This is a genomic window from Pseudomonas sp. GW821-FHT04C07, assembly GCF_059420325.1.
On the sequence record NZ_JBWKTM010000023.1, the window covers coordinates 13,565 to 34,010 of the forward strand.

22 protein-coding genes are annotated in these 20,446 nt (G+C 59.2%); 15 read left to right on the forward strand and 7 right to left on the reverse strand.

Annotation, left to right across the window (positions count from 1 at the left end; translation table 11 throughout):
- The first annotated feature begins 56 nt into the window (after nucleotides 1–56).
- From AC07UI_RS28275 to AC07UI_RS28325, 11 genes are all read left to right on the forward strand, one after another.
- Entirely contained in the window at nucleotides 57–1,109 is a 1,053-nt protein-coding gene (locus AC07UI_RS28275; RefSeq protein WP_494995598.1) for a Gfo/Idh/MocA family protein, read from the forward strand.
- 136 nt (nucleotides 1,110–1,245) lie between these two features.
- Nucleotides 1,246–1,434: a hypothetical protein gene (locus tag AC07UI_RS28280; RefSeq protein ID WP_494995599.1), complete on the forward strand. Its 189-nt coding sequence runs from the start codon at nucleotides 1,246–1,248 to the stop codon at nucleotides 1,432–1,434.
- A 54-nt stretch (nucleotides 1,435–1,488) separates the two neighbouring features.
- Nucleotides 1,489–2,415: a sugar ABC transporter substrate-binding protein gene (locus AC07UI_RS28285; RefSeq protein ID WP_494995600.1), complete on the forward strand. Its 927-nt coding sequence runs from the start codon at nucleotides 1,489–1,491 to the stop codon at nucleotides 2,413–2,415.
- Between the two features lie 70 nt (nucleotides 2,416–2,485).
- Nucleotides 2,486–4,051, forward strand: coding sequence for a sugar ABC transporter ATP-binding protein (locus AC07UI_RS28290; RefSeq protein WP_494995601.1), 1,566 nt, complete (start codon nucleotides 2,486–2,488; stop codon nucleotides 4,049–4,051).
- Nucleotides 4,052–4,130: 79 nt separating this feature from the next.
- Entirely contained in the window at nucleotides 4,131–5,153 is a 1,023-nt protein-coding gene (locus tag AC07UI_RS28295; protein WP_494995602.1) for an ABC transporter permease, read from the forward strand.
- Between the two features lie 241 nt (nucleotides 5,154–5,394).
- Nucleotides 5,395–6,741, forward strand: a complete 1,347-nt coding sequence (locus tag AC07UI_RS28300) for a carbohydrate porin (RefSeq protein WP_494995603.1) — start codon at nucleotides 5,395–5,397, stop codon at nucleotides 6,739–6,741.
- A 328-nt stretch (nucleotides 6,742–7,069) separates the two neighbouring features.
- Nucleotides 7,070–7,474 carry a TraR/DksA family transcriptional regulator gene (locus tag AC07UI_RS28305; RefSeq protein ID WP_150644317.1) on the forward strand — a complete coding sequence of 135 codons (405 nt, stop codon included), beginning with the start codon at nucleotides 7,070–7,072 and terminating at the stop codon, nucleotides 7,472–7,474.
- Between the two features lie 169 nt (nucleotides 7,475–7,643).
- Nucleotides 7,644–9,260 (forward strand): methyl-accepting chemotaxis protein, encoded by a 1,617-nt coding sequence (locus AC07UI_RS28310; protein ID WP_494995604.1) that lies wholly within the window; start codon nucleotides 7,644–7,646, stop codon nucleotides 9,258–9,260.
- A 120-nt stretch (nucleotides 9,261–9,380) separates the two neighbouring features.
- A complete protein-coding gene (locus AC07UI_RS28315) occupies nucleotides 9,381–9,584 on the forward strand; it encodes a hypothetical protein (RefSeq protein WP_494995605.1) in 204 nt (67 codons plus the stop codon).
- A gap of 312 nt (nucleotides 9,585–9,896) precedes the next feature.
- A complete protein-coding gene (locus tag AC07UI_RS28320; RefSeq protein ID WP_494995606.1) occupies nucleotides 9,897–10,514 on the forward strand; it encodes a hypothetical protein in 618 nt (205 codons plus the stop codon).
- 7 nt (nucleotides 10,515–10,521) lie between these two features.
- The gene (locus AC07UI_RS28325; RefSeq protein ID WP_494995607.1) at nucleotides 10,522–11,100 is read left to right on the forward strand and encodes a hypothetical protein; all 579 of its coding nucleotides are present in this window, start codon (nucleotides 10,522–10,524) and stop codon (nucleotides 11,098–11,100) included.
- A gap of 59 nt (nucleotides 11,101–11,159) precedes the next feature.
- On the opposite strand, the gene AC07UI_RS28330 is transcribed toward AC07UI_RS28325, so the two are convergent.
- On the reverse strand, nucleotides 11,160–11,390 hold the full coding sequence (locus AC07UI_RS28330) for a hypothetical protein (protein ID WP_494995608.1): 231 nt from the start codon (nucleotides 11,388–11,390) through the stop codon (nucleotides 11,160–11,162).
- 507 nt (nucleotides 11,391–11,897) lie between these two features.
- On the opposite strand from AC07UI_RS28330, the gene AC07UI_RS28335 reads away from it, so the two are divergent.
- The 4 genes from AC07UI_RS28335 to AC07UI_RS28350 all read left to right on the forward strand — a co-directional run bounded on the left by AC07UI_RS28335 (nucleotide 11,898) and on the right by AC07UI_RS28350 (nucleotide 14,167).
- Entirely contained in the window at nucleotides 11,898–12,365 is a 468-nt protein-coding gene (locus tag AC07UI_RS28335; protein ID WP_494995609.1) for a hypothetical protein, read from the forward strand.
- A complete protein-coding gene (locus tag AC07UI_RS28340) occupies nucleotides 12,365–12,568 on the forward strand; it encodes a hypothetical protein (protein ID WP_494995610.1) in 204 nt (67 codons plus the stop codon). The genes AC07UI_RS28335 and AC07UI_RS28340 overlap by 1 nt, the downstream gene beginning before the upstream one ends.
- Before the next feature lie 119 nt (nucleotides 12,569–12,687).
- Complete coding sequence (locus AC07UI_RS28345; protein ID WP_494995611.1) at nucleotides 12,688–13,704, forward strand: ABC transporter substrate-binding protein; 1,017 nt, start codon at nucleotides 12,688–12,690, stop codon at nucleotides 13,702–13,704.
- 25 nt (nucleotides 13,705–13,729) lie between these two features.
- Nucleotides 13,730–14,167, forward strand: coding sequence for a DUF3995 domain-containing protein (locus tag AC07UI_RS28350; protein ID WP_494995612.1), 438 nt, complete (start codon nucleotides 13,730–13,732; stop codon nucleotides 14,165–14,167).
- Nucleotides 14,168–14,294: 127 nt separating this feature from the next.
- On the opposite strand, the gene AC07UI_RS28355 is transcribed toward AC07UI_RS28350, so the two are convergent.
- Genes AC07UI_RS28355 through AC07UI_RS28380 form a run of 6 tightly spaced genes read right to left on the reverse strand, consistent with a single transcriptional unit; the run spans nucleotide 14,295 to nucleotide 20,364 of the window.
- Nucleotides 14,295–14,663, reverse strand: coding sequence for a Na+/H+ antiporter subunit G (locus AC07UI_RS28355; protein WP_494995613.1), 369 nt, complete (start codon nucleotides 14,661–14,663; stop codon nucleotides 14,295–14,297).
- Nucleotides 14,660–14,938 (reverse strand): K+/H+ antiporter subunit F, encoded by a 279-nt coding sequence (locus tag AC07UI_RS28360; protein ID WP_494995614.1) that lies wholly within the window; start codon nucleotides 14,936–14,938, stop codon nucleotides 14,660–14,662. Before AC07UI_RS28360 ends, AC07UI_RS28355 begins: the two co-directional genes overlap by 4 nt.
- Nucleotides 14,935–15,423 (reverse strand): Na+/H+ antiporter subunit E, encoded by a 489-nt coding sequence (locus AC07UI_RS28365; protein WP_494995615.1) that lies wholly within the window; start codon nucleotides 15,421–15,423, stop codon nucleotides 14,935–14,937. The genes AC07UI_RS28360 and AC07UI_RS28365 overlap by 4 nt, the downstream gene beginning before the upstream one ends.
- A complete protein-coding gene (locus tag AC07UI_RS28370) occupies nucleotides 15,420–17,105 on the reverse strand; it encodes a monovalent cation/H+ antiporter subunit D (protein ID WP_494995616.1) in 1,686 nt (561 codons plus the stop codon). The genes AC07UI_RS28365 and AC07UI_RS28370 overlap by 4 nt, the downstream gene beginning before the upstream one ends.
- A complete protein-coding gene (locus tag AC07UI_RS28375; RefSeq protein WP_494995617.1) occupies nucleotides 17,102–17,446 on the reverse strand; it encodes a Na+/H+ antiporter subunit C in 345 nt (114 codons plus the stop codon). The genes AC07UI_RS28370 and AC07UI_RS28375 overlap by 4 nt, the downstream gene beginning before the upstream one ends.
- Nucleotides 17,446–20,364 (reverse strand): monovalent cation/H+ antiporter subunit A, encoded by a 2,919-nt coding sequence (locus AC07UI_RS28380; RefSeq protein ID WP_494995618.1) that lies wholly within the window; start codon nucleotides 20,362–20,364, stop codon nucleotides 17,446–17,448. Before AC07UI_RS28380 ends, AC07UI_RS28375 begins: the two co-directional genes overlap by 1 nt.
- Nucleotides 20,365–20,446: the final 82 nt, after the last annotated feature.

The window sequence follows — 20,446 nt, forward strand, 5'->3', positions numbered from 1 at the left end:
GGCTCGCGGGCTCGCCAGCTGCTACGCAGACCACCTTCATCATTAAGGAAAACCTTATGCGAATCGGACTTGTCGGTTACGGCCATGGCGGTCGTTTTTTTCATGCTCCGCTGATCAGCAGTTTGCCCGCCGCAACCTTCGTCGGCGTGGTGACCCGCTCGGCCGAACGACGGCTATTGTTGGCAACGGACTATCCCGGCGTTGCGGCTTTCGACTCTATTGGCCAGTTGGTTGAAGCCGGGGTCGATGTGCTGGTGATTTCGACCACCCTGCAAGGGCGTCCGGCGTTAGTGCTGCAAGCTATCGAACACGGTGTGGCGGTGGTCAGCGACAAACCCTTTGCCGCCGACGCGCAGCAAGCAGCCGCGCTGATCGCGGCTGCCGAACGGCAAAAGGTTCCACTGAGCGTCTATCAAAACCGTCGCTGGGATTCGGACTTTCTGACGGTGCGCAAACTTCTGGAGGCCGGTGCGCTGGGGCAGGTCACCCGTTTCGAATCACGGATTGAGCGCTATGCGCCGCAATCAGTGGGCAACGGCAGTGGCGGTGGTTTCCTGCGCGATCTTGGCAGCCATCTGGTGGATCAGGCCATGCAACTGTTCGGGCCGGTGGCGCGGGTTTACGCCGAACTGCAATACGCCAATCAAACGCAAGTATTGGATAGCGGCTTCTTCGTTTCGCTGACCCACACCAACGGGGTGATTTCACATTTGTCGGGCAGCTGTCTGCAGAACAACCCGGCACCGCGTTTTCGGGTCACCGGCACAGCGGGTTGCTACACCGTCGAGGGGCTGGACGGGCAGGAGGCCGCTGCGCTGGCCGGTCTGTCGCCCAAATCCGAGGGCGAGCGCTGGGGCGTTGAAGAGCATCGGCGCTGGGGGTGGTTCGAGCAAGGTGAAGAGCGCGAGCGGATTCCCTCTGAGCGTGGCTGCTGGAACCAGTTCTATTTACAGCTGCAAGAGGCGTTGCAGAGCGCTGGCCCGCTGCCGGTCGACCCTCGCGATGCACTGGCGAGCACCCGTGTTCTAGACGCTGCGCGCCTCAGTTCGCAACGGCATCAAGTGGTCGAACTGGGTGCCGTTTCCATCGATGGAATAAAATCAGAATAAAATTCTAAAATCAGTTGATATAGAAATTATTTTCCAATAAAGTCATTTCCAGGTTGCCGACTATCAACGTTCCGATCTGCCTCAAGCCACTTGAAGCAGTGGAGGACGAACCAACAAAAACAAACAGGTACCGTCGATGAAAACCTTCAGCACTGCTCTGCGAGTTTTACGTACCGCGTTCCACATGCCCCGCGATCTGCTTCGCGGTCCGCGCCTGTCCATGCCCCTTTCTCTTTCCAGACTCCTGTGCGTCGAGCGCAAGGGCGCGTTGGTGTGCTGCATTCCCGGCGCGCCGATCGTTCGTTTGTCTGCGCAGGTCAGTTGATCCCGGTCCAACGCTTTATCCATAAAACCAACAAGAATGTGGAGACAGAGTTTCATGAAGACCAAGATCCGTTTTACCTCGCTTGCCTTGTCCCTGATGCTTGCCAGCGGTGCTGCCCTCGCTGACATGAAGATTGGCGTGAGCATGTCGCAGTTCGATGACACCTGGCTGACTTACCTGCGTGAATCCATGGACCAGAAAGCCAGGTCCATGCCCGATGGCGTGAAGCTGCAATTCGAAGACGCCCGCAGCGACGTGGTCAAGCAGCTGAGCCAGGTTGAAAGCTTCATCAGCCAGAAAGTCGATGCCATCGTGGTCAACCCGGTGGATACCGCGGCAACCAAAAAGATCACTGAAGCGGCGGTCAAAGCCGGGATTCCGCTGGTCTACGTCAACCGCCGTCCGGATGACCTGAAGCTGCCCAAGGGCGTGATCACTGTAGCGTCCAACGACCTGGAAGCCGGACAGATGCAGATGCAGTACCTGGCCGAAAAAATGAATGGCAAAGGTGACATCGTGATTCTGCTGGGCGACCTGGCCAACAACTCCACCACCAACCGCACCAAAGGCGTCAAAGAGGTGCTGGCCAGGTACCCGAACATCAAGATCGATCAGGAGCAGACCGGCACCTGGTCGCGGGACAAAGGCATGACCCTGGTGAACGACTGGCTGACCCAGGGCCGTAAATTCGACGCCATCGTCTCCAACAACGACGAGATGGCCATCGGCGCTTCCATGGCCCTCAAGCAGGCCGGGGTGGAAAAGGGTAGTGTGCTGATCGCAGGTGTGGACGGTACGCCCGACGGCCTGCGCGCGGTGAAGAAAGGCGATCTGGCGGTATCGGTGTTCCAGGACGCCAAAGGCCAGGCCGTAGGCTCCATCGATGCGGCGGTGAAGATGGCCAGGAACGAGCCGGTGGAGCAGGCCGTGTGGGTACCTTACCGTTTGATCACCCCGGACAACGTCGATCAGTTCAAATAGCCGGTCCGTTCAATAACAACAATAAGCACGCAAGGTGGCTACGGCGACCTTGCTGATGGAGTACCTGATCATGTTCGCTTCAGCGACTGCTTCGAGCACCCCGTTGGTGGGTATCCAGCCAACTGCGACACTTGTCGATGAGCCGTACCTGCTGGAGATCATCAACGTCAGCAAGGGCTTTCCCGGTGTGGTGGCCTTGTCCGATGTACAACTGCGCGTGCGTCCGGGTTCTGTACTGGCCTTGATGGGCGAGAACGGCGCAGGCAAATCGACCCTGATGAAAATCATTGCCGGCATCTACCAGCCGGACGCTGGTGAACTGCGCCTGCGCGGTAAACCAGTGACCTTCGAGACACCGCTTGCAGCGCTGCAGGCCGGGATCGCGATGATCCACCAGGAACTCAACCTGATGCCGCACATGAGCATTGCCGAGAACATCTGGATCGGCCGCGAGCAGCTCAACGGCTTGCACATGATCGATCACCGGGAAATGCATCGGTGTACGGCGAAACTGCTGGAGCGGCTGCGGATCAACCTCGATCCGGAGGAGCAGGTCGGTAACCTGAGCATCGCCGAGCGGCAGATGGTCGAGATCGCCAAAGCAGTGTCCTACGACTCCGACATCCTGATCATGGACGAACCGACGTCGGCGATTACCGATAAGGAAGTCGCCCACCTGTTCTCGATCATTGCCGACCTCAAGGCTCAGGGTAAGGGCATCATCTATATCACTCACAAAATGAATGAGGTGTTCAGCATCGCCGATGAAGTGGCGGTGTTCCGCGACGGCGCCTACATCGGCCTGCAACGGGCCGACAGTATGGATGGCGACAGCCTGATCTCGATGATGGTCGGCCGTGAATTGAGCCAGTTGTTCCCGGTTCGCGAGAAGCCAATCGGCGATCTGTTGATGTCGGTGCGTGACTTGCGTCTGGACGGTGTTTTCAAGGACGTGTCGTTCGACCTGCATGCCGGTGAGATTCTCGGCATCGCCGGGCTGATGGGGTCGGGGCGAACCAATGTCGCCGAAGCGATTTTCGGTATCACCCCCAGCGACGGTGGTGAAATCAGGCTCGACGGTCAGCCGGTGCGCATCAGCGATCCGCACATGGCCATCGAAAAGGGCTTTGCGTTGTTGACCGAGGATCGCAAGCTCAGCGGCTTGTTCCCGTGCCTGTCAGTGCTGGAAAACATGGAGATGGCGGTGCTGCCGCATTACGTCGGCAACGGCTTTATCCAGCAGAAAGCCCTGCGCGCCCTGTGCGAAGACATGTGCAAGAAACTGCGGGTGAAGACTCCGTCGCTGGAGCAGTGCATCGACACCTTGTCCGGCGGCAATCAACAGAAAGCCTTGCTGGCTCGTTGGCTGATGACCAATCCGCGAATCCTGATTCTCGACGAGCCAACCCGCGGCATCGACGTTGGCGCCAAAGCCGAGATCTACCGATTGATTTCCTGCCTCGCCAGCGAAGGCATGGCGGTGATCATGATTTCTTCGGAACTGCCGGAAGTGCTCGGCATGAGCGACCGGGTCATGGTCATGCACGAGGGCGACCTGATGGGCACCCTCGATCGCAGCGAAGCGACCCAGGAGCGGGTCATGCAACTGGCTTCCGGAATGTCCGTGGTTCATTGACGGTTCAATGCATTTAAACGGTTTGCTGTGGGTGACGAGGGTGCTCGTTGCCGGCAACGCTATAGAAGGGTGAGTGGCTATGAACGCGATACTGGAAAACAAACCCGCGGCAGCGTCGGTCAAGACGCGCCGGCGGCTTCCGACCGAGCTGAGCATTTTCCTGGTGCTGATCGGCATCGGGCTGGTCTTCGAAATGTTTGGCTGGATCGTTCGCGACCAAAGCTTTTTGATGAACTCGCAACGTTTGGTGCTGATGATTCTGCAGGTGTCGATCATTGGCTTGCTGGCGATCGGCGTGACTCAGGTGATCATTACCACGGGCATCGACCTGTCCTCCGGATCGGTGCTGGCGTTGTCGGCGATGATCGCTGCCAGTCTGGCGCAGACCTCGGACTTTGCCCGGGCAGTCTTTCCATCGCTGACTGACTTGCCAGTGTGGATCCCGGTGATCGCCGGGCTCGGGGTCGGGCTGCTGGCGGGGGCGATCAACGGCAGCATCATTGCCATCACCGGGATTCCACCCTTTATTGCCACCCTCGGCATGATGGTCTCGGCTCGCGGTCTGGCGCGCTATTACACCGAGGGGCAGCCGGTGAGCATGCTCTCCGATTCGTACACGGCCATCGGTCACGGCGCGATGCCGGTGATCATCTTTCTGGTGGTGGCGGTGATCTTCCATATCGCCCTGCGCTACACCAAGTACGGCAAATACACCTACGCCATCGGCGGCAACATGCAGGCGGCGCGGACCTCGGGGATCAACGTCAAGCGCCATCTGGTGATTGTCTACAGCATCGCCGGGCTGCTGGCCGGGTTGGCTGGCGTGGTGGCTTCGGCCCGCGCCGCGACCGGGCAGGCGGGGATGGGCATGTCCTACGAGCTGGATGCGATTGCCGCGGCGGTCATCGGTGGCACCAGCCTGGCCGGCGGAGTAGGGCGCATCACTGGCACGGTGATTGGCGCACTGATCCTCGGGGTCATGGCCAGCGGCTTCACCTTCGTGGGGGTCGATGCCTACATTCAGGACATCATCAAAGGCCTGATCATCGTGGTCGCAGTGGTCATCGACCAATACCGCAACAAGCGCAAACTCAAACGCTGAATCCGGCTGGTAAAAAGCGGGGGCCTGTTCTGGTCCCCGTTCTGTAGGAGCAGCCGGTCGACGCTCGATTGCTCGTGATGGGCCGGGGTCGCGCTCGACCAACTCGGTTCGTCTGTCACACCGCGTTATCGTTCATCGCGAGCAATCGAGCGTCGACCGGCTGCTCCTACGGTTAACGCGCAATAAGACATCTCTCAACGTTGATAAAAACATCCTGATAACAATAAAGGGGAGCTTTGCCATGGGCGTTAGAAACACAAAATACTTCTCACCCTGCCTGCTGCTGGCGGCCTTGGGCTGCGTCGGCCAGAGCCATGCGGCGGAGGCATTCTCGGCTGACTCCAAATGGCTGACCGGTGACTGGGGCGGTCTGCGTACCGACTTGCTGGACAAGGGCTATGACTTCCAGCTAGAGCACGGTGGGGAGTTCGCCAGCAACCTCAAGGGCGGCTTCAACAATGACAAGACTGCACGCTGGACCGAGCAGTTCGTGTTTGGCCTGAAAGTCGACCTGCAAAAGGCCATGGGCCTGGAAAACGCGCTGTTCAAGGTCGCGATCACTGAGCGCGACGGCCGCAGCCTGACCAACGACCGGATCACCGACCCACGAGTCGGTGGCTACACCTCGTCCCAGGAAGTCTTCGGTCGTGGCCAGACCTGGCGCCTGACGCAACTGTGGTTGAGCAAGGGCTTCCTGGAGGATGGCGCACTGGACGTGAAGGTCGGCCGCTTTGGTCCGGGCGAGGACTTCAACAGCTTCCCCTGCGATTTCCAGAGCCTGACCTTCTGCGGCTCCCAGGTCGGCAACTGGGCCGGCAGCATCTGGTTCAACTGGCCAGTCAGCCAATGGGCCGGACGGGTCAAGTACAGCCTCAATCCCGAAGTCTTCGTGCAGGTCGGCGCCTATAACCAGAATCCGTCGAACCTGGAGGTCGGCAACGGCTTCAAACTTGACGGCAGCGGTACCAAAGGCACGATATTCCCGGTGGAGCTGGTCTGGTCGCCTAAAGTCCAGGGGCTACCGGGCGAGTACCGCGTCGGCTACTACTACAGCACCGCCAACGCCAACGATGTGCTCAAGGACGTCAACGGCCAGCCGCAACCTTTGACCGGCGGTGAATTTCGATCCCACAGCGGCAAATCCGGCTACTGGCTGGTGGCGCAGCAGCAGATCACCAGTCACGGCGGTGATGCCAGTCGCGGTCTGTCGCTGTTCGCCAACCTGACGCTGCACGACAAGGACACCAATCAGGTCGACAACTTCGTCCAGGCGGGATTGGTCTACACCGGGCCGTTCGACTCGCGGCCCAAGGACGCAATCGGCTTCGGCCTGGCGCGCGTCCACACCAACAGCGATTTCCGTAAGCGGGCAGAACTGCAGAACCAGGTCAACGGCGCGACCGATTTCAACGACCCGGCGAGCATTCCGTTGCAAAACAGCGAATACAGCGCCGAGGTGTATTACGGCTTTCATGTCACCAACTGGCTGACGGTGCGGCCGAACCTGCAGTACGTGCGTGATCCCGGTGGCGTTCGCGAAGTCGACTCGGCAATCATTGGCGGGGTGAAGGTAGAAACGGTGTTCTGATCGCGACTCAAAAGTGTGATCTGCGCCACGCCTGACCGCGTGGCATAGCCGTTTGTCTTCTATATAGAGCCGGCCGATTGAATTTCTTGCTATAAACACACTCCGATTACCGCCCGCAAAGCCTGCCATAGAGCACTTTCAAGCTTTGTTGGACAAATTCGCTGTCATTTCAGTTGCTGAGCCCTCAAACCGGCCTTAGACTGCCGCCCCTCGTAAATTGAGTGCCGGGTGGCGCTTGGAATGTATGGCGCCTTTCCGAAGATCTGAACAGGTCGGCCGGAACGCTCCCTTATTCGCCTTAATGCACGTATTTTTTATAGAGAAATCAATGACAAAGGAAAAGTTGCTGGCCATGCCGGCGGATGACTACATGAATGCCGAGCAACTGGCTTTCTTCACTGAGCTGTTGCAGGCCATGAAGGTCGAAACCCACGCGCGTATCGAGCAGAGCCGTATTGCCATTGAAAGCCTGGACACCCCTGCCGATCCTGCCGACGCAGCGTCCGTCGAAGAAGAGCGCCACTGGCTGGTCAACGTCATCGATCGCGACCAGCGTATGCTGCCGCAGCTGGAAATGGCTCTGGGCCGTATCGCTGAAGACACCTTCGGCTGGTGCGACGACAGCGGCGAGGCAATCGGCCTCAAGCGCCTGCTGATCAGCCCGACCACCAAATACTGCATCGAAGCTCAAGAACGTCACGAGCAAATCGACAAGCACCAGCGCCAGGCCTGACAGGCCTTTGTGGCGAGGGGGCTTGCTCCCTGGCCACAGGTTCGATGTTCGACACCCATTGTGCACTTCTATTGATCTGCTGCACCCCCCGACTAAGGGACCATAGATAATGGCCTTGTGCCGGCGTTTAATGCAGACACAATAAATAGAAGCGGTGGGGGTGACGAACATGACGAGAGACGGATCTCTGGCTGGCGCAGTGCCGCAATCTGTGGCAATGCCCAAGGCCGGGTTGCGCTGGCTGACACCCACTGTGCAAAGCATCGTCCTGATGCTGGTGCTCAGTGGCATGGCACTCGACGGCTGGTCGCTCTACCTTTGCCTGCCGCTGGTGGTGCTGAGCATCTGGCTTCCCCGGCTGCGTTCGCAACCCGGCATCGATGCAACCCGTGTGGACACCGGCAGTGCGATCGCTGAGTTGACCCGCGATCTTTCCTATACCACCAGTCACAATGCACTGTCCGCCGCCGGCGTGGCCTTTTCGGTCAAGCAACTGGCTGGCAAGCTGCAGTCGCAGCTGGATGCTGCTGCGCGGATTGTCAGCAGCGCCGAGGTGATGATCGACACCGAGAAAGCCACTTCACAACTCAGTCGACAAGCTCTGAACGCGGCCAGTGAGGCCCATCAGAGCAGTGCCGAGGGAAGTTTGGTGCTCGCTGAATCCATTACCCGCATGCATCAGCTCAGCCAGCGTGCCAATGACAGCCGTCTACTGATGGAAGCCCTGAGCGTGCGCAGCGAAGAAATCCAGCGGGTGACGCTGGTGATTCAGTCGATCGCCAGCCAGACCAACCTGTTGGCGCTGAACGCGGCCATTGAAGCGGCGCGCGCGGGTGAGCACGGACGAGGCTTTGCTGTGGTTGCCGACGAAGTTCGCGGTCTGGCCGGGCGCACCGCGACCGCTACCGACGAGGTCGGAGTGATGGTCGCCGATATTCAACTGCGCACGGCGCAAGTGGTAGAGCAGATTCGCCAGTTGTCCAGCGATCTGAACACCGGGGTCGAGCAGGTGGAACACACCGGCCAGTCTCTGCAGAACATCGCCCGGCTGGCGGCGGGCGTCGAGAGCCAGGTGAGCGACATCGCCAAAGGTACGCAAACCAATCGCGAACAGCTCGACAGTTTGTTTCACGCGGTAGAACAGATGCGCAGCGACCTGGCTGCCAGCGATCAACAGACCCGGCGTCTGGCTGAAGCGGCGGTGCAGATGGAAGGTCAGGCCGAGACCATCAGTGAACGTCTTGCTGAAGTGGGGCTGGACGACTATCACCAGCGGATCTATGACCTCGCCCGGGAAGGTGCGAGACAGATCACGGCGCAATTCGAAGCCGATATCGAACAGCGGCGCGTCAGTCTGGATGACCTGTTCGACCGCAGCTATCAGGCTATTCCCAATACCACGCCAACCAAGTACCAGACCCGTTTTGACCGCTACACCGATCAGGTATTGCCGGCGATTCAGGAGCCACTGCTGCCTCGTCATGAAGGCCTGGTGTTTGCCATTGCCTGCACCCAGCAGGGCTACGTGCCGACCCACAATAAGCTATTCAGCCAGCCGCTGACCGGCGATGCGCAGGCCGATACGCTGCAAAACCGCACCAAACGAAAGTTTGCGGACAGAACCGGGATCCGCTGTGGCAGCCATCAGCAGGAGGTTTTACTGCAGACCTATACCCGCGACACCGGCGAGTTGATGCATGACCTGTCGGTGCCGATCATGGTCAAGGGCCGGCATTGGGGTGGACTGCGCTTGGGTTACAAACCCGAGAACGCGCCACAGGTTTGATGAAGCGATTGTTACTCGGCATGCAAAAAACCTGTGCAGGGCGATAGCTATTTCCCTCCGTGTTAAGTCATTAACATGCCGATACTGTTAGGCAGCTAATGAAAAAAACGGAGAGCCCTCATGCAGAGCAAAGTCGATGTCGCGGTGATGATTGGCAGTGGGGTGCCGGCCACCCTGCGGGCATTGGGGCAGAGTGTCTGCTGGGTCGTGCTGCTCAATGGCGAGCAGCGCGGCACGGCGTTTTCCAGTCGTGATGAGGCCGAGGAGTGCAAGGCTGCCTGGCTGGCTCAACTGAATGTTGAAAAAACCGGCAGCCTGCATTGAATTGTTCGCGCCAGTGCTTTCGAAGTAAGTAGTGGCAATTGGCTATTGCTTATCCCTCCTGCAAGCTTTAACCTGCCGCCGCGTTTTTGGCGTCATAGAGCTGCCAATGTCGTCGCGTACACATGGATGTAGTTGTTACACGCCATGGAGGGTTCTCCCTTCGCCTGTTTCATTCTCGTCCCCGGCCTGATCCGCTCGAACGCCCCCGCAGTGGGTGAGGCGATGATTGCCGGCGCATCGATTCCGGCCGCTCTCGCTGTGAAGCCTTTTTCGCTCCCCTGATCCTCTTTAGAACCAAAAAGGATGTAAGCAGTGAAGCGTATTTTCTATGCGATGGCCGTAGTTCTCGGCCTATCGTTGACCGGCTGTGTCTCTTTCACCCCATTGGGGCCGATCGGCGAACCCGCCAATCGCGCCACCACCACGCTGGATCGTGGTGCGCAGGTCAGCGATGTGGTGATTTCCGCCCCACGCCTGGACGACAATGTGCGTGCCGCTGGCAGCAAGCAGTTGACCGATCAGATCAGCGCGTATGTCGAGAAAAGTGACTACTTCAAAAAGATCGTCGTGTTTCCGGTGAAGGCTGGAGAAGATGACGTCATCCTTAAATTCAATCTGACGTCCCTGGCAGGCAAACGCACCATGCACCCGGCCTACATCCCGGGATCTGTGATTACGCTGACCCTCTGGATCTGGGCCAATGGTCCGATTTACGTCGATAAATACGACCTGGCCGGTGAGTTGATCATTGAAGACCGTCATGGCAAGCAACTGGCCAGGTCCGTCGAGCAGCTCAAGCTCGACAAGAACATCGGCCTGTGGAACTCCGACTATTTCAATACCCGCCTGGGCGCCACTCAGCTGCGCGATCTGATCGCTCAGTTGCTCGCAAGTGCCACTCCTCAACTGCGCAATCCTTCGACGAACTGAGCCTCTCATGGACAGATTTTTCCTGGCCGTAATGCTGCTGGCCAGCAGCTCGCTGACCGGTTGCATCTCTTATTCTCAGCATGATCTGGCACCGGTCGATCAATGGCCACCCGCCCGGACGACTCAGACAAAACCAGACGTTTATCTGCGCGTTACCACCCAGAATCAGTTCAATGGCGAGCTGTCGGGGGGTGGTGTCAATCAAATCGCAGTGGAAAAAAACCTGCTGGAAACCTTCAAGGAGTCCGGCAAGTTTCAGGCGGTAACAACACAGCAGGTCGACTCTAACCTGTACGTGACCGCCAACTTGACCAATAACGAGCAAGGAAGTCTGGTCAGCGCTTACTTGACCGGGTTTACGTTTTTCGTCATCCCTACGACGTTCAGCAATACATTTACGCTGGAAACGGTCTTCAAGGACAAAGACGGCAATGTGCTTGGCAAAGTCGTCAAACGGGAAAACACCAGGACCTGGATGCAATTGCTGCTGATCGTCGGATTGCCTTTCAATGAACGTGGCGATGCGGTCATCAAACAACTGACCCAAAGCACGCTGGACGAAGCGATCAAGCGCAAGCTGATCTGACGCCTGTTTGAACGTGGTCGTGCTTTGCCTGTGCAAGGGCAGAGCACGTCAGGGAGGCATCAGGCCTTCAGCGCTCCTTCATCGACGGCCGCTTTAAGAGACTTGGCGGCCTGTCTGGCGGCCGTTTCGGCAACGTCTGAAGTCTTGAACCAGCGGTCCTTTTCCACCTGATGGACGGTAACGGTGGTTAGTGGCGGTTTGGCGCGCATCACGATCACTGCCTGAAACTCGCCTTCTACTTCCCTGGCCTCGCCATGGATGAAAAACTCGCCTATATCAAATTCCGTCACGTAACGCTTTCCCTTGGAAATTATTGTGTTTTTGAAGTACAGCCGCGCAGGCCGGTTTTCAATGGTTGGGCCAGTATGGCAGTTGTTGCCTGCCGGCGGCTGAGTTAAGTCATCGGTGTGACGAAACGACTACCACCGGCAAACGCTGGTCGGCGTGCCGAAGCTGCTCTAGAATTGTCTTCGACGCTTGAGGTTCAGGTGTATCTGAAGCATTTTTTCTGGCAATAGGCCGCAAGAGTGCTTTTTTAAAGAGTTTTCTCCCTGAAGTTGATAGTTCAGTATTCTCTGGCGCCTGGAAGGGCGATTTTCTTCAAGGTCTGACGACGGCATGGCGAGACAGCGTCAGCGTCGCTGTGCCGGGCTTCGCCTGCCTTGTGTTGAAGGGATGTTTAACGTTGTTCAGGGATTTGAGCGCTAGTCATTGTCGTGACAATACCGACGTGGCGGCTTTTTGTGCTGTCTGCTTTTCGTGCGGGCAGAGTCATTTTTAGATTCGGGGACGTTTCCTTGGCAGTAAGTAATCTCGATATGCACGCTTTGTTCGTGCTGGGTGATTTGCGCGCAAAGCTGGTCAAACAGTTTCAATCACGTTTCGTCTATATCACCGAACAGAGCGCTGAAGGCATCTACATCGCCGAGATCGATACCGAAACGGCATTGGTCGTCGATGACAAACCGCGTCTGGAACTCAAAGTGGGTGACCATTTCAGGGCTGCGGTATTGCCCAGCCGTGAAGGTGGCAAGTTTGAAATCAAGTTTCGCGAGATCAAGCTCACGGTCTATGGTCTGGGCGAATATGCGTTTGTCACCACGGCCGATGGGCACGCAATCCTGTTCAAGGAAGGGCAAACCGTCGTGACGGTGTTTGCCGCCAACGCGCAGTTGGAAGGCGGATTGACCAAGACCTTGAAAGCGGTGACGGGCAAAGCGGCGAAATGGCGCAAGGGCGAGCTTACGTTCAAGGCCAGCGAGTAATGACGCTGACCCGCGCCGACTTTCATGGGCAGAACCTTGAGAGTGCTCGCGCGCAGGCCCTTCGTCTGTTCACGCAGAAGGCCGTTCTGCAAGGTGCCTGGTTGGGTTGGGTGGCCTCAGAGATCTACAGCTTGCGCCCGGCGGAGTACGCCAGCATGGTTCGACGGGAGTTAAAACGTTTGCAGGAATCCTGCGAAACGTAACCGTCATGCCTCGAATGCAGGAACCTCTACTACAGTCAGTTGATTGATTACGAGAGGCTTGCGGTCTTCCTGTGGAAGATCATCCTGCTGTTGCTGTGAAAAGCACGAGGTGCAAAAGCATGAAAGGATTTAGGGTGCTGCTGGCCAGCACATTGACCACACTCGGTTTGTTGACTGCGTCCGTCCCGGTATCTGCTGCCCCGGCGCCCATTCATTTTGCTGACCTGAACTGGGAAAGCGGCAGCCTGATCACCGAGATCCTGCGCATTATTGTCGAGAAGGGGTATGGACTGCCTACCGATATGCTTCCCGGCACGACCATCACGCTGGAAACTGCGTTGGCCAACAATGACATTCAGGTCATCGGCGAAGAGTGGGCCGGACGCAGCCCGGTATGGGTCAAGGCCGAGGCCGAGGGCAAGGTGGCGAGCCTTGGCGACACGGTCAAGGGTGCGACCGAAGGCTGGTGGGTTCCGGAGTATGTAGTCAAGGGGGATCCGGCCAAAGGGATCAAGCCCTTGGCGCCGGACTTGCGCAGCGTGTCCGATCTGCCGCGTTACAAGGAGGTCTTCAGTGATCCGGAAAGTCCGGGTAAAGGGCGCTTCCTCAACAGTCCGATCGGCTGGACCTCGGAAGTGGTCAACCAGCAGAAGCTCAAGGCTTATGGCCTGACCGACAGCTATGTGAATTTTCGCAGTGGCTCCGGCGCGGCGCTGGATGCAGAAATCAGTTCCTCGATTCGTCGTGGCAAACCGGTGCTGTTTTATTACTGGTCACCCACGCCGCTACTGGGGCGTTTCAAGCTGATTCAACTGCAAGAGCCGCCGTTCGACGCCGAGGCGTGGAAAACCCTGACCGACGCCGACAACCCGAATCCCAAGCCAACACGCTCCCTGGCGTCGAAGCTGTCCATTGGCGTCTCCACGCCGTTCCGCAAGCAATACCCGCAACTCACCGAATTCTTTACCAAGGTCGATTTGCCTATCGATCCCTTGAACAAGGCGTTGGCCGGCATGAGCGAAAAACACACGGCGCCACGTCAGGCCGCCGAAGCGTTTATGAAGGCGCATCCAGATGTGTGGCAGGCGTGGGTGCCCAAGGATGTGGCTGACAAGGTGTCATCGGCTTTAAAGTGAAGGGATTGGAAAAGGATGGCTGGTCATGACGCTTTTGGTTGCTCAAGGGATTGCCGGTATTTTTGCGTTGATCAGCCTGATCCATCTGTATTGGGCGCTAGGCGGCAGGACCGGCAGTGATGCGGCAGTGCCGCAGGTGCCGGGCACGTCTGGCGGGGAGTTGATACCGGCGTTCAAACCCTCTGCGCTCGGCACACTGTTGGTGGCCGCAGGGTTGGCGGTGATTGCGGTGCTGGTCTGTCTGCGAGTCGGGTTGTTTGTGTCAGTGGTTTCCCATTGGTCGCTGCAATGGGCGATCACCGCGATTGCGCTGGTGATGTTCGCTCGTGCAATCGGCGACTCCAACCTGGTGGGGTTCTTCAAACAAGTCGGTGGTTCGAAGTTTGCCCGGCTGGACACTTGGGCGTTTTCACCGCTGTGCGTGGTGTTGGGCTTTGGGTTGCTGGCGGTGGCCTGGGGTTGATGGGCGGCTTCAGAATTTTTCGCGGGCAAGCCTCGCTCCTACAGGTTTTATGCGGCCCTTGTAGGAGCGAGCGGTGCGGCGATCCGACTTGCCCGCGATGACGGCCTGTCAGGCGACACAACTTCGCTCAGCTCCCACCCTCGGTTCTGCGACTGCTCACTTCCGCCGGCACATCATCTCCAGCCATACGCTTGCGGAACAACGCCGCCCGAGCCAGCAGCAAGGTGGTCACCGGCATGGTGATCGACAGCAGAATCGGGATGAGCCAGGCGTGCAGTACCGGGCCGGACTTGAGTGCCGAGAAATAGATGATCGAAGCCAGCGCCACGCACCAGGCACCCAATGTCGACGCCAGGGCGGGTGGGTGCATGCGCTGGAAGTAGTCCTTCATCCGTAGCAGACCGAATGCACCAATCACGGCAAACAGGCTGCCAAGCACCAGGAGGATGGCCACTGGAATCTCGATCCAGAGTGGCAATTGGCTGAAAGGATTCATTCGATCACCTCGCCACGCAGCAGGAATTTCGCCAGCGCAAACGAGCCGACAAAGCCAAACAGGGCAATCAGCAGTGCCGCTTCGAAGTAGGTGTCACTGGCATAGCGGATACCCAGCACCAGCATCATCAGCATCGCGAGGATGTACAGATAGTCCAGTGCCAGAACCCGGTCCTGGGCCGACGGGCCTTTGAACAGACGGATCAGGGTCAGGGCCATGGCCACGGAAAAAAGCAACAGACTCAGCAGAACCGCATTCGAGAGCAGGGCACTCATTCGAAGATCTCCATCAATGGACGCTCATAAGTCGTCTTGAAGTGCTGGATGAATTGCGCGTCGTTATCCAGATCGAATACATGCAGCAGCAAAATGCTGCGGTCCAGCGCCAGCTCCGACCAAACGGTGCCGGGAATCACCGTGGTAATCATCGACAGCGCGGCCAGGCCATTGGCGTCACGCAGCTCCAGTGGCACCTTGATGAACCTGGAGCGCGGCGCCCGGCGCCCGGCGTTCAACACGCCCCAGGCGACAGCGATGTTGGACACCAGCACATCGCGACCGACCAGGAAAAACAACCGCACAATGACCCCGGGCCGGCGAACGCGGATCGGCAGTGGCCGCAAGGGTTTCATCATCAGCGGCGCGGCAAAGCCAAGCACGGCACCGAGCAGCAGGTTGCCGGGGCTGACAGACAGGTTCAGCACCAGCCACAACAGCCAGAGCGCCAGCGACAGCCATGGAGCAGGGAACAGACGCTTCATGGTTGCACCTCCGGCAGCGCAGCTTTGGCTTCGGGACTCGGCACTGTGCGCGTGCCTCGCACCGCCATGACGTATTGCTGCGGGTCATTCAGGGTGTCGGCAGCGGCCTGGGTATAACGCAGCAGCGGTTCGGCCTTGAACGTCAGCAGGATGCTCAGGCCCAACAAGGCAATGATCGGCACGCATTCCAGGCGTCGCAGCAGTGGCGACGGGCGCTCCTTGGGTGTCCAGAAGCGTTGAATGCCCATCCGCGAGAAGGCGATCAGTGAAGCCAGTCCGGAAAGGATCAACAGCGCCAGCAAACCCCAGGCGGCATTCGAAACTGGCTGGTCGGCAGCGTTGCCCAGGCCCAGTGGGTTGAGCAGGGCGCTGAGTAAACCGAGCTTGCCGATGAACCCCGACAGCGGCGGCATGCCGATGATCAGCAGGGCGCAGGCAATGAAGCTCAAGCCGAGAAAGGCCATGGTCCACGGAATCACCTGACCGACCACGGCTTTTTGATCGTCATCGAGGTTGGTGCCTTTGGGCGGCTGCAAGGACTCCAGCGGTCTCGGCAAGGCTTCGATCTCATCGTCCAGCGGCATTTCATGGGCTGAGCGCGAACGTTCGATCAGTTCCGCCAGCAGGAACAGCGCGCTCAACGCCAGGGTCGAGCTGACCAGATAGAACAGCGCGCCGGCCGTGAGGTTCGGTTGGGCGAAACCGACGGCTGACAGCAGAATCCCCGCCGAGACCAAAATGCTCAGGCTCGCCATGCGTTCCAGCCGTTGCGCCGCGAGGATCGCCAGCGCCGCGCAGACGATCGTCGCCATACCGCCGTAGACCAGCCAGTCACCGCCAAAGTATGCCGAAGCACCGGCTTGCCCGGAGAACAGCAGGGTCCACAAGCGCAGCAAGGTATACACGCCGACCTTGGTCATGATCGCGAACATCGCCGCTACCGGCGCGCTGGCCGAGGAGTAGGCCGGCACCAGCCAGAAATTCAGCGGCCACATGCCAGCCTTGGCCAGGAACGCTACCGCGAGGATCGCCGCACCGGCATGCAGCAGGCCGCGATCAGCCTGCGGCACCAGCGGGATTTTCAGCGCCAGGTCAGCCATGTTCAGCGTGCCGGTGACGCCGTAGATCAGCGCCGCGCCAATCAGGAACAGCGAGGAGGCAAGCAGGTTGATCGAAATGTAATGCAGGCCCGACGACACTCGTGCCCGACCCGAACCGTGCAGCATCAACCCGTAGGAGGCTGCCAGCAGCACTTCGAAGAACACGAACAGGTTGAACAGGTCAGCGGTCAGGAAGGCGCCGTAAAGGCCCATCAACTGGATCTGGAACAGCGCGTGGAAACTCGCCCCGGCGCTGTCCCAGCGGGCCATGGCGAACAACAGGGCGCAGACGCCGATGATTCCTGTCAGCACCAGCATCAGCGCCGACAGGCGATCGACCACCAGCACAATGCCAAACGGTACCTGCCAGTTGCCCGGCAGGTACACACCGATGGAACCGGGCACGCCTGTTTGCTCGGTCCACTGCATCAGCAGTACCGAAATCCCCAGACCAAGCATGCTCGAGAACAGGTTGATCCGGGCTTTGAGTGGTCGATGTTTTTCACCGAGCATCAGCATCAGGGCGGCTGTCAGCAACGGCAGCAGAATCGGTGCAGCAATCAGATGGGGCATCCCGCTCATTCTTTAGGCTCCCGGCCATCCACATGGTCGGTACCGGTCAGGCCCCGGGATGCCAACAGCACCACCAGAAACAGTGCGGTCATGGCGAAGCTGATGACGATAGCGGTCAGCACCAGGGCTTGCGGCAGCGGATCGGTGTAGTGCAGCAGGTCCTGCGGCACGCCGTCCTTGATGATCGGTTCCTTGCCGATAAACAGGCTTCCCATGCTGAAAATGAACAGATTGACTCCGTAGGACAACAGGCACAGACCCATCACTACCTGAAAGGTCCGGGGGCGTAGCAGCAGCCAGACCCCGGAAGCTGCCAGAACCCCAATGGCAATTGCGATGACTGCTTCCATCAAATGGCTCCTGGCGTGGCAATGGGTTTGGCCTGGATGCCCGGTTTATGGCCGCGCACCGATTGGTGAGCCAGGGCGGTGAGGATCAGCAGCGTCGAACCGACTACCACGGCGTATACGCCGATATCGAAGAACAGCGCGCTGGCGATATGGATGTCGCCCACTATCGGCAGCCCGAGGTGCCAGGTGTGGGTGGTCAGGAACGGATAGCCGACGGCCATCGCGCCCAGCCCGGTGACGGTGGCGAACAGCAGTCCGGTGCCCATCCAGCGCACCGGCCGTAGACTCATCTGCGCCTCGACCCATTGGGTGCCGGCGACCATGTATTGCAGGATGAACGCCACCGACATCACCAGCCCGGCAACGAAACCGCCGCCCGGTTGGTTATGCCCGCGCATGAACAGGTAGAACGACACCACCACGGCAATCGGCAGCAACAACCGCACCAGCGCCGCCGGAACCATCATGAAGCCCAGGGCGGTGTCGCTGGCGTGGCGCGGGTTGACCAGATCGGTCACCACGTCGGGTGCCAGCAAACGCTGCTGAGCCGGCAACTGCATGCTCTCCTTGGGCGGGCGGAAGCGTCGCAGCAGGGCGAATACGGTCAGGGCTACAGCCGCAAGCACCGTGATCTCGCCGAGGGTGTCGAAGCCGCGGAAGTCCACCAGCATTACGTTGACCACGTTGCTGCCACCACCTTGCGGCAGTGCGCGGCTGAGGTAGAACGAGGAGATATCGTTGGGCGTCTGACGGGTCAGCATGGCGTAGGACAACAACGCCATGCCGCCACCGACCACCGTCGACAGCAGCAAGTCGCGCAGACGGCGAATGCGGGCCTTGGGCAGGCTGCCTGGCAATGGCGAGACGTCTTCGATCCGCCGTGGCAACCAGCGCAGACCGAGAAGGATCAACACCGTTGTTACCACTTCGACCACCAGCTGGGTCAAGGCCAGGTCCGGTGCCGAGAACCAGACGAAGGTCACGCACGTCATCAAGCCGCAGACGCTGACCATGGTCAGGGCCGCGAGCCGGTGATACTTGGCTTGCCAGGCGGCGCCGAGGGCGCAGGCCATCGCCAGCAGCCAGAGGGCAACGAACACGATCGAACCCTCAATCTTCGGCCGGTCACCCCAGTTCAGGCTGTAGTGGAGCATCGGGATCAACCCGGCGAGTACCGCCATCAGTACCAGCAGGAACAATTGGGTTTGCAGGCGCTTGGTGCTGACCCGCCGCTCGATGCGCCGGGCCGTGCGCATCATGAACACCAGGCTGCGCTCGAACATCCGCTTGCCGTTGAAGTAATTGATGATCGGCGGGTAGTTGAAACGCCCGCGCTTGAGCTGATTGCGCAACAGCAGATAGAGCACGATGCCGCCGGACATGGCGATCAGGCTCATGATCATCGGCGCGTTCCAGCCGTGCCAGATGGCCAGGCTGTACTCGGGCAGTGTGCCGCCGACCACCGGCAGAGCGGCCGCTGCCAGCAGCGAGCCGACCACCTGAGCCGGGAAGATCCCCACCACCAGGCAAGTGAATACCAGCAACTCGACCGGCGCGCGCATCCAGCGTGGCGGTTCGTGGGGGGTGTGGGGAAGGTCAGTGGCCGCTGGGCCGAAGAACACGTCGACGGTGAAGCGCAGGGAATAGGCGACGCTGAACGTGCCAGCGATGGTGGCGATCACCGGCAGAGTCATTTCGACCCAGGCAGTGGCGGAAATGAACACGGTCTCGGCGAAGAACATCTCTTTTGACAGGAAACCGTTGAGCAACGGCACGCCGGCCATCGAGGCGCTGGCGACCATGGCCAGGGTCGCAGTGAACGGAATCAGCCGGATCAAGCCGCTGAGCTTGCGGATGTCGCGGGTGCCGCTTTCATGGTCGATGATACCGGCGGCCATGAACAGCGAGGCCTTGAAGGTAGCGTGGTTGAGAATGTGGAACACCGCCGCGACGGCGGCCAGCGGGCTGTTGAGTCCCAGCAACAGCGTAATCAGACCCAGGTGGCTGATGGTCGAGTAGGCGAGCAGACCTTTGAGATCGTTCTGGAACATTGCGCAGTAGGCGCCCAGCAACAGGGTGCAGGCACCGGCACCGCCGACGATATAGAACCATTCTTCGCTGCCGGAAAGTGACGGCCAAAGCCGCGCGAGAAGAAACACCCCGGCTTTGACCATGGTTGCCGAGTGCAGATAGGCCGAGACCGGTGTCGGTGCGGCCATGGCGTGGGGAAGCCAGAAGTGGAAGGGAAATTGTGCGCTTTTGCTCAAGGCGCCGATCAGGATCAGGGGCAGTAGAATCGGGTAAAGGGCATGGGCGCGGATCAGGTCACCGGCAGCGAGCACCTTGTCCAGGTCGTAGCTGCCGACGACATGGCCGAGCAGCATGACTCCCGCCAGCAGGCACAGGCCACCCGCGCCGGTCACCATCAACGCCATATAGGCGCCACGGCGGGCATCGGCGCGGTGGTGCCAATAGCCGATCAACAGGAACGAGAACAGGCTGGTCAGTTCCCAGAAAAATACGATTTGAATCAGATTGCCGGAGATCACCAGTCCGAGCATGGCGCCCATAAACGCCAGGAAAAACGCAAAGAAGCGCGGCACCGGATCTTCCGGTGACATGTAATAGCGCGCGTACAGCGATACCAGCGTGCCGATGCCGAGCACCAGCATCGAAAACAGCCAGGCAAAGCCATCCATGCGCAGGACGAAATTCAAGCCCAGGCTGGGCAGCCAGAAGAATTCTTCGCGAATGACGCCGCCGTGGGCGATCTGCGGGTAGAGCATGGCGACTTGTATCGTGCCGATCAGTGCAACCAGACCGGCCAGCAGGGATTCAGTGTTACGCGCGTTGTGCGGCAGCAGGGCCGCCAGAAAGCTGCCGATAAAAGGCAAAAGCAGTAGAACTATCAGGGACATAGGCTTCTAATCTGCGGAGGTTTGTGAAGGATCATACGTGCCGTACCCCGGATCACCAACTGCCAAGCTGTGGCAGGATCCT

What these genes read in the sequence shown, in the direction of transcription:
- AC07UI_RS28340 (WP_494995610.1), top strand. Translation starts at nt 12,365, where the DNA reads ATGACGCTGACCCGCGCCGACTTTCATGGGCAGAACCTTGAGAGTGCT.
- AC07UI_RS28380 (WP_494995618.1), bottom strand. Translation starts at nt 20,364, where the DNA reads ATGTCCCTGATAGTTCTACTGCTTTTGCCTTTTATCGGCAGCTTTCTG.
- AC07UI_RS28370 (WP_494995616.1), bottom strand. Translation starts at nt 17,105, where the DNA reads ATGAGCGGGATGCCCCATCTGATTGCTGCACCGATTCTGCTGCCGTTG.
- AC07UI_RS28355 (WP_494995613.1), bottom strand. Translation starts at nt 14,663, where the DNA reads ATGAATCCTTTCAGCCAATTGCCACTCTGGATCGAGATTCCAGTGGCC.
- AC07UI_RS28365 (WP_494995615.1), bottom strand. Translation starts at nt 15,423, where the DNA reads ATGAAGCGTCTGTTCCCTGCTCCATGGCTGTCGCTGGCGCTCTGGCTG.
- AC07UI_RS28295 (WP_494995602.1), top strand. Translation starts at nt 4,131, where the DNA reads ATGAACGCGATACTGGAAAACAAACCCGCGGCAGCGTCGGTCAAGACG.
- AC07UI_RS28360 (WP_494995614.1), bottom strand. Translation starts at nt 14,938, where the DNA reads ATGAGTGCCCTGCTCTCGAATGCGGTTCTGCTGAGTCTGTTGCTTTTT.
- AC07UI_RS28315 (WP_494995605.1), top strand. Translation starts at nt 9,381, where the DNA reads ATGCAGAGCAAAGTCGATGTCGCGGTGATGATTGGCAGTGGGGTGCCG.
- AC07UI_RS28350 (WP_494995612.1), top strand. Translation starts at nt 13,730, where the DNA reads ATGACGCTTTTGGTTGCTCAAGGGATTGCCGGTATTTTTGCGTTGATC.
- AC07UI_RS28280 (WP_494995599.1), top strand. Translation starts at nt 1,246, where the DNA reads ATGAAAACCTTCAGCACTGCTCTGCGAGTTTTACGTACCGCGTTCCAC.
- AC07UI_RS28285 (WP_494995600.1), top strand. Translation starts at nt 1,489, where the DNA reads ATGAAGACCAAGATCCGTTTTACCTCGCTTGCCTTGTCCCTGATGCTT.
- AC07UI_RS28290 (WP_494995601.1), top strand. Translation starts at nt 2,486, where the DNA reads ATGTTCGCTTCAGCGACTGCTTCGAGCACCCCGTTGGTGGGTATCCAG.
- AC07UI_RS28310 (WP_494995604.1), top strand. Translation starts at nt 7,644, where the DNA reads ATGACGAGAGACGGATCTCTGGCTGGCGCAGTGCCGCAATCTGTGGCA.
- AC07UI_RS28325 (WP_494995607.1), top strand. Translation starts at nt 10,522, where the DNA reads ATGGACAGATTTTTCCTGGCCGTAATGCTGCTGGCCAGCAGCTCGCTG.
- AC07UI_RS28345 (WP_494995611.1), top strand. Translation starts at nt 12,688, where the DNA reads ATGAAAGGATTTAGGGTGCTGCTGGCCAGCACATTGACCACACTCGGT.
- AC07UI_RS28375 (WP_494995617.1), bottom strand. Translation starts at nt 17,446, where the DNA reads ATGGAAGCAGTCATCGCAATTGCCATTGGGGTTCTGGCAGCTTCCGGG.
- AC07UI_RS28300 (WP_494995603.1), top strand. Translation starts at nt 5,395, where the DNA reads ATGGGCGTTAGAAACACAAAATACTTCTCACCCTGCCTGCTGCTGGCG.
- AC07UI_RS28305 (WP_150644317.1), top strand. Translation starts at nt 7,070, where the DNA reads ATGACAAAGGAAAAGTTGCTGGCCATGCCGGCGGATGACTACATGAAT.
- AC07UI_RS28275 (WP_494995598.1), top strand. Translation starts at nt 57, where the DNA reads ATGCGAATCGGACTTGTCGGTTACGGCCATGGCGGTCGTTTTTTTCAT.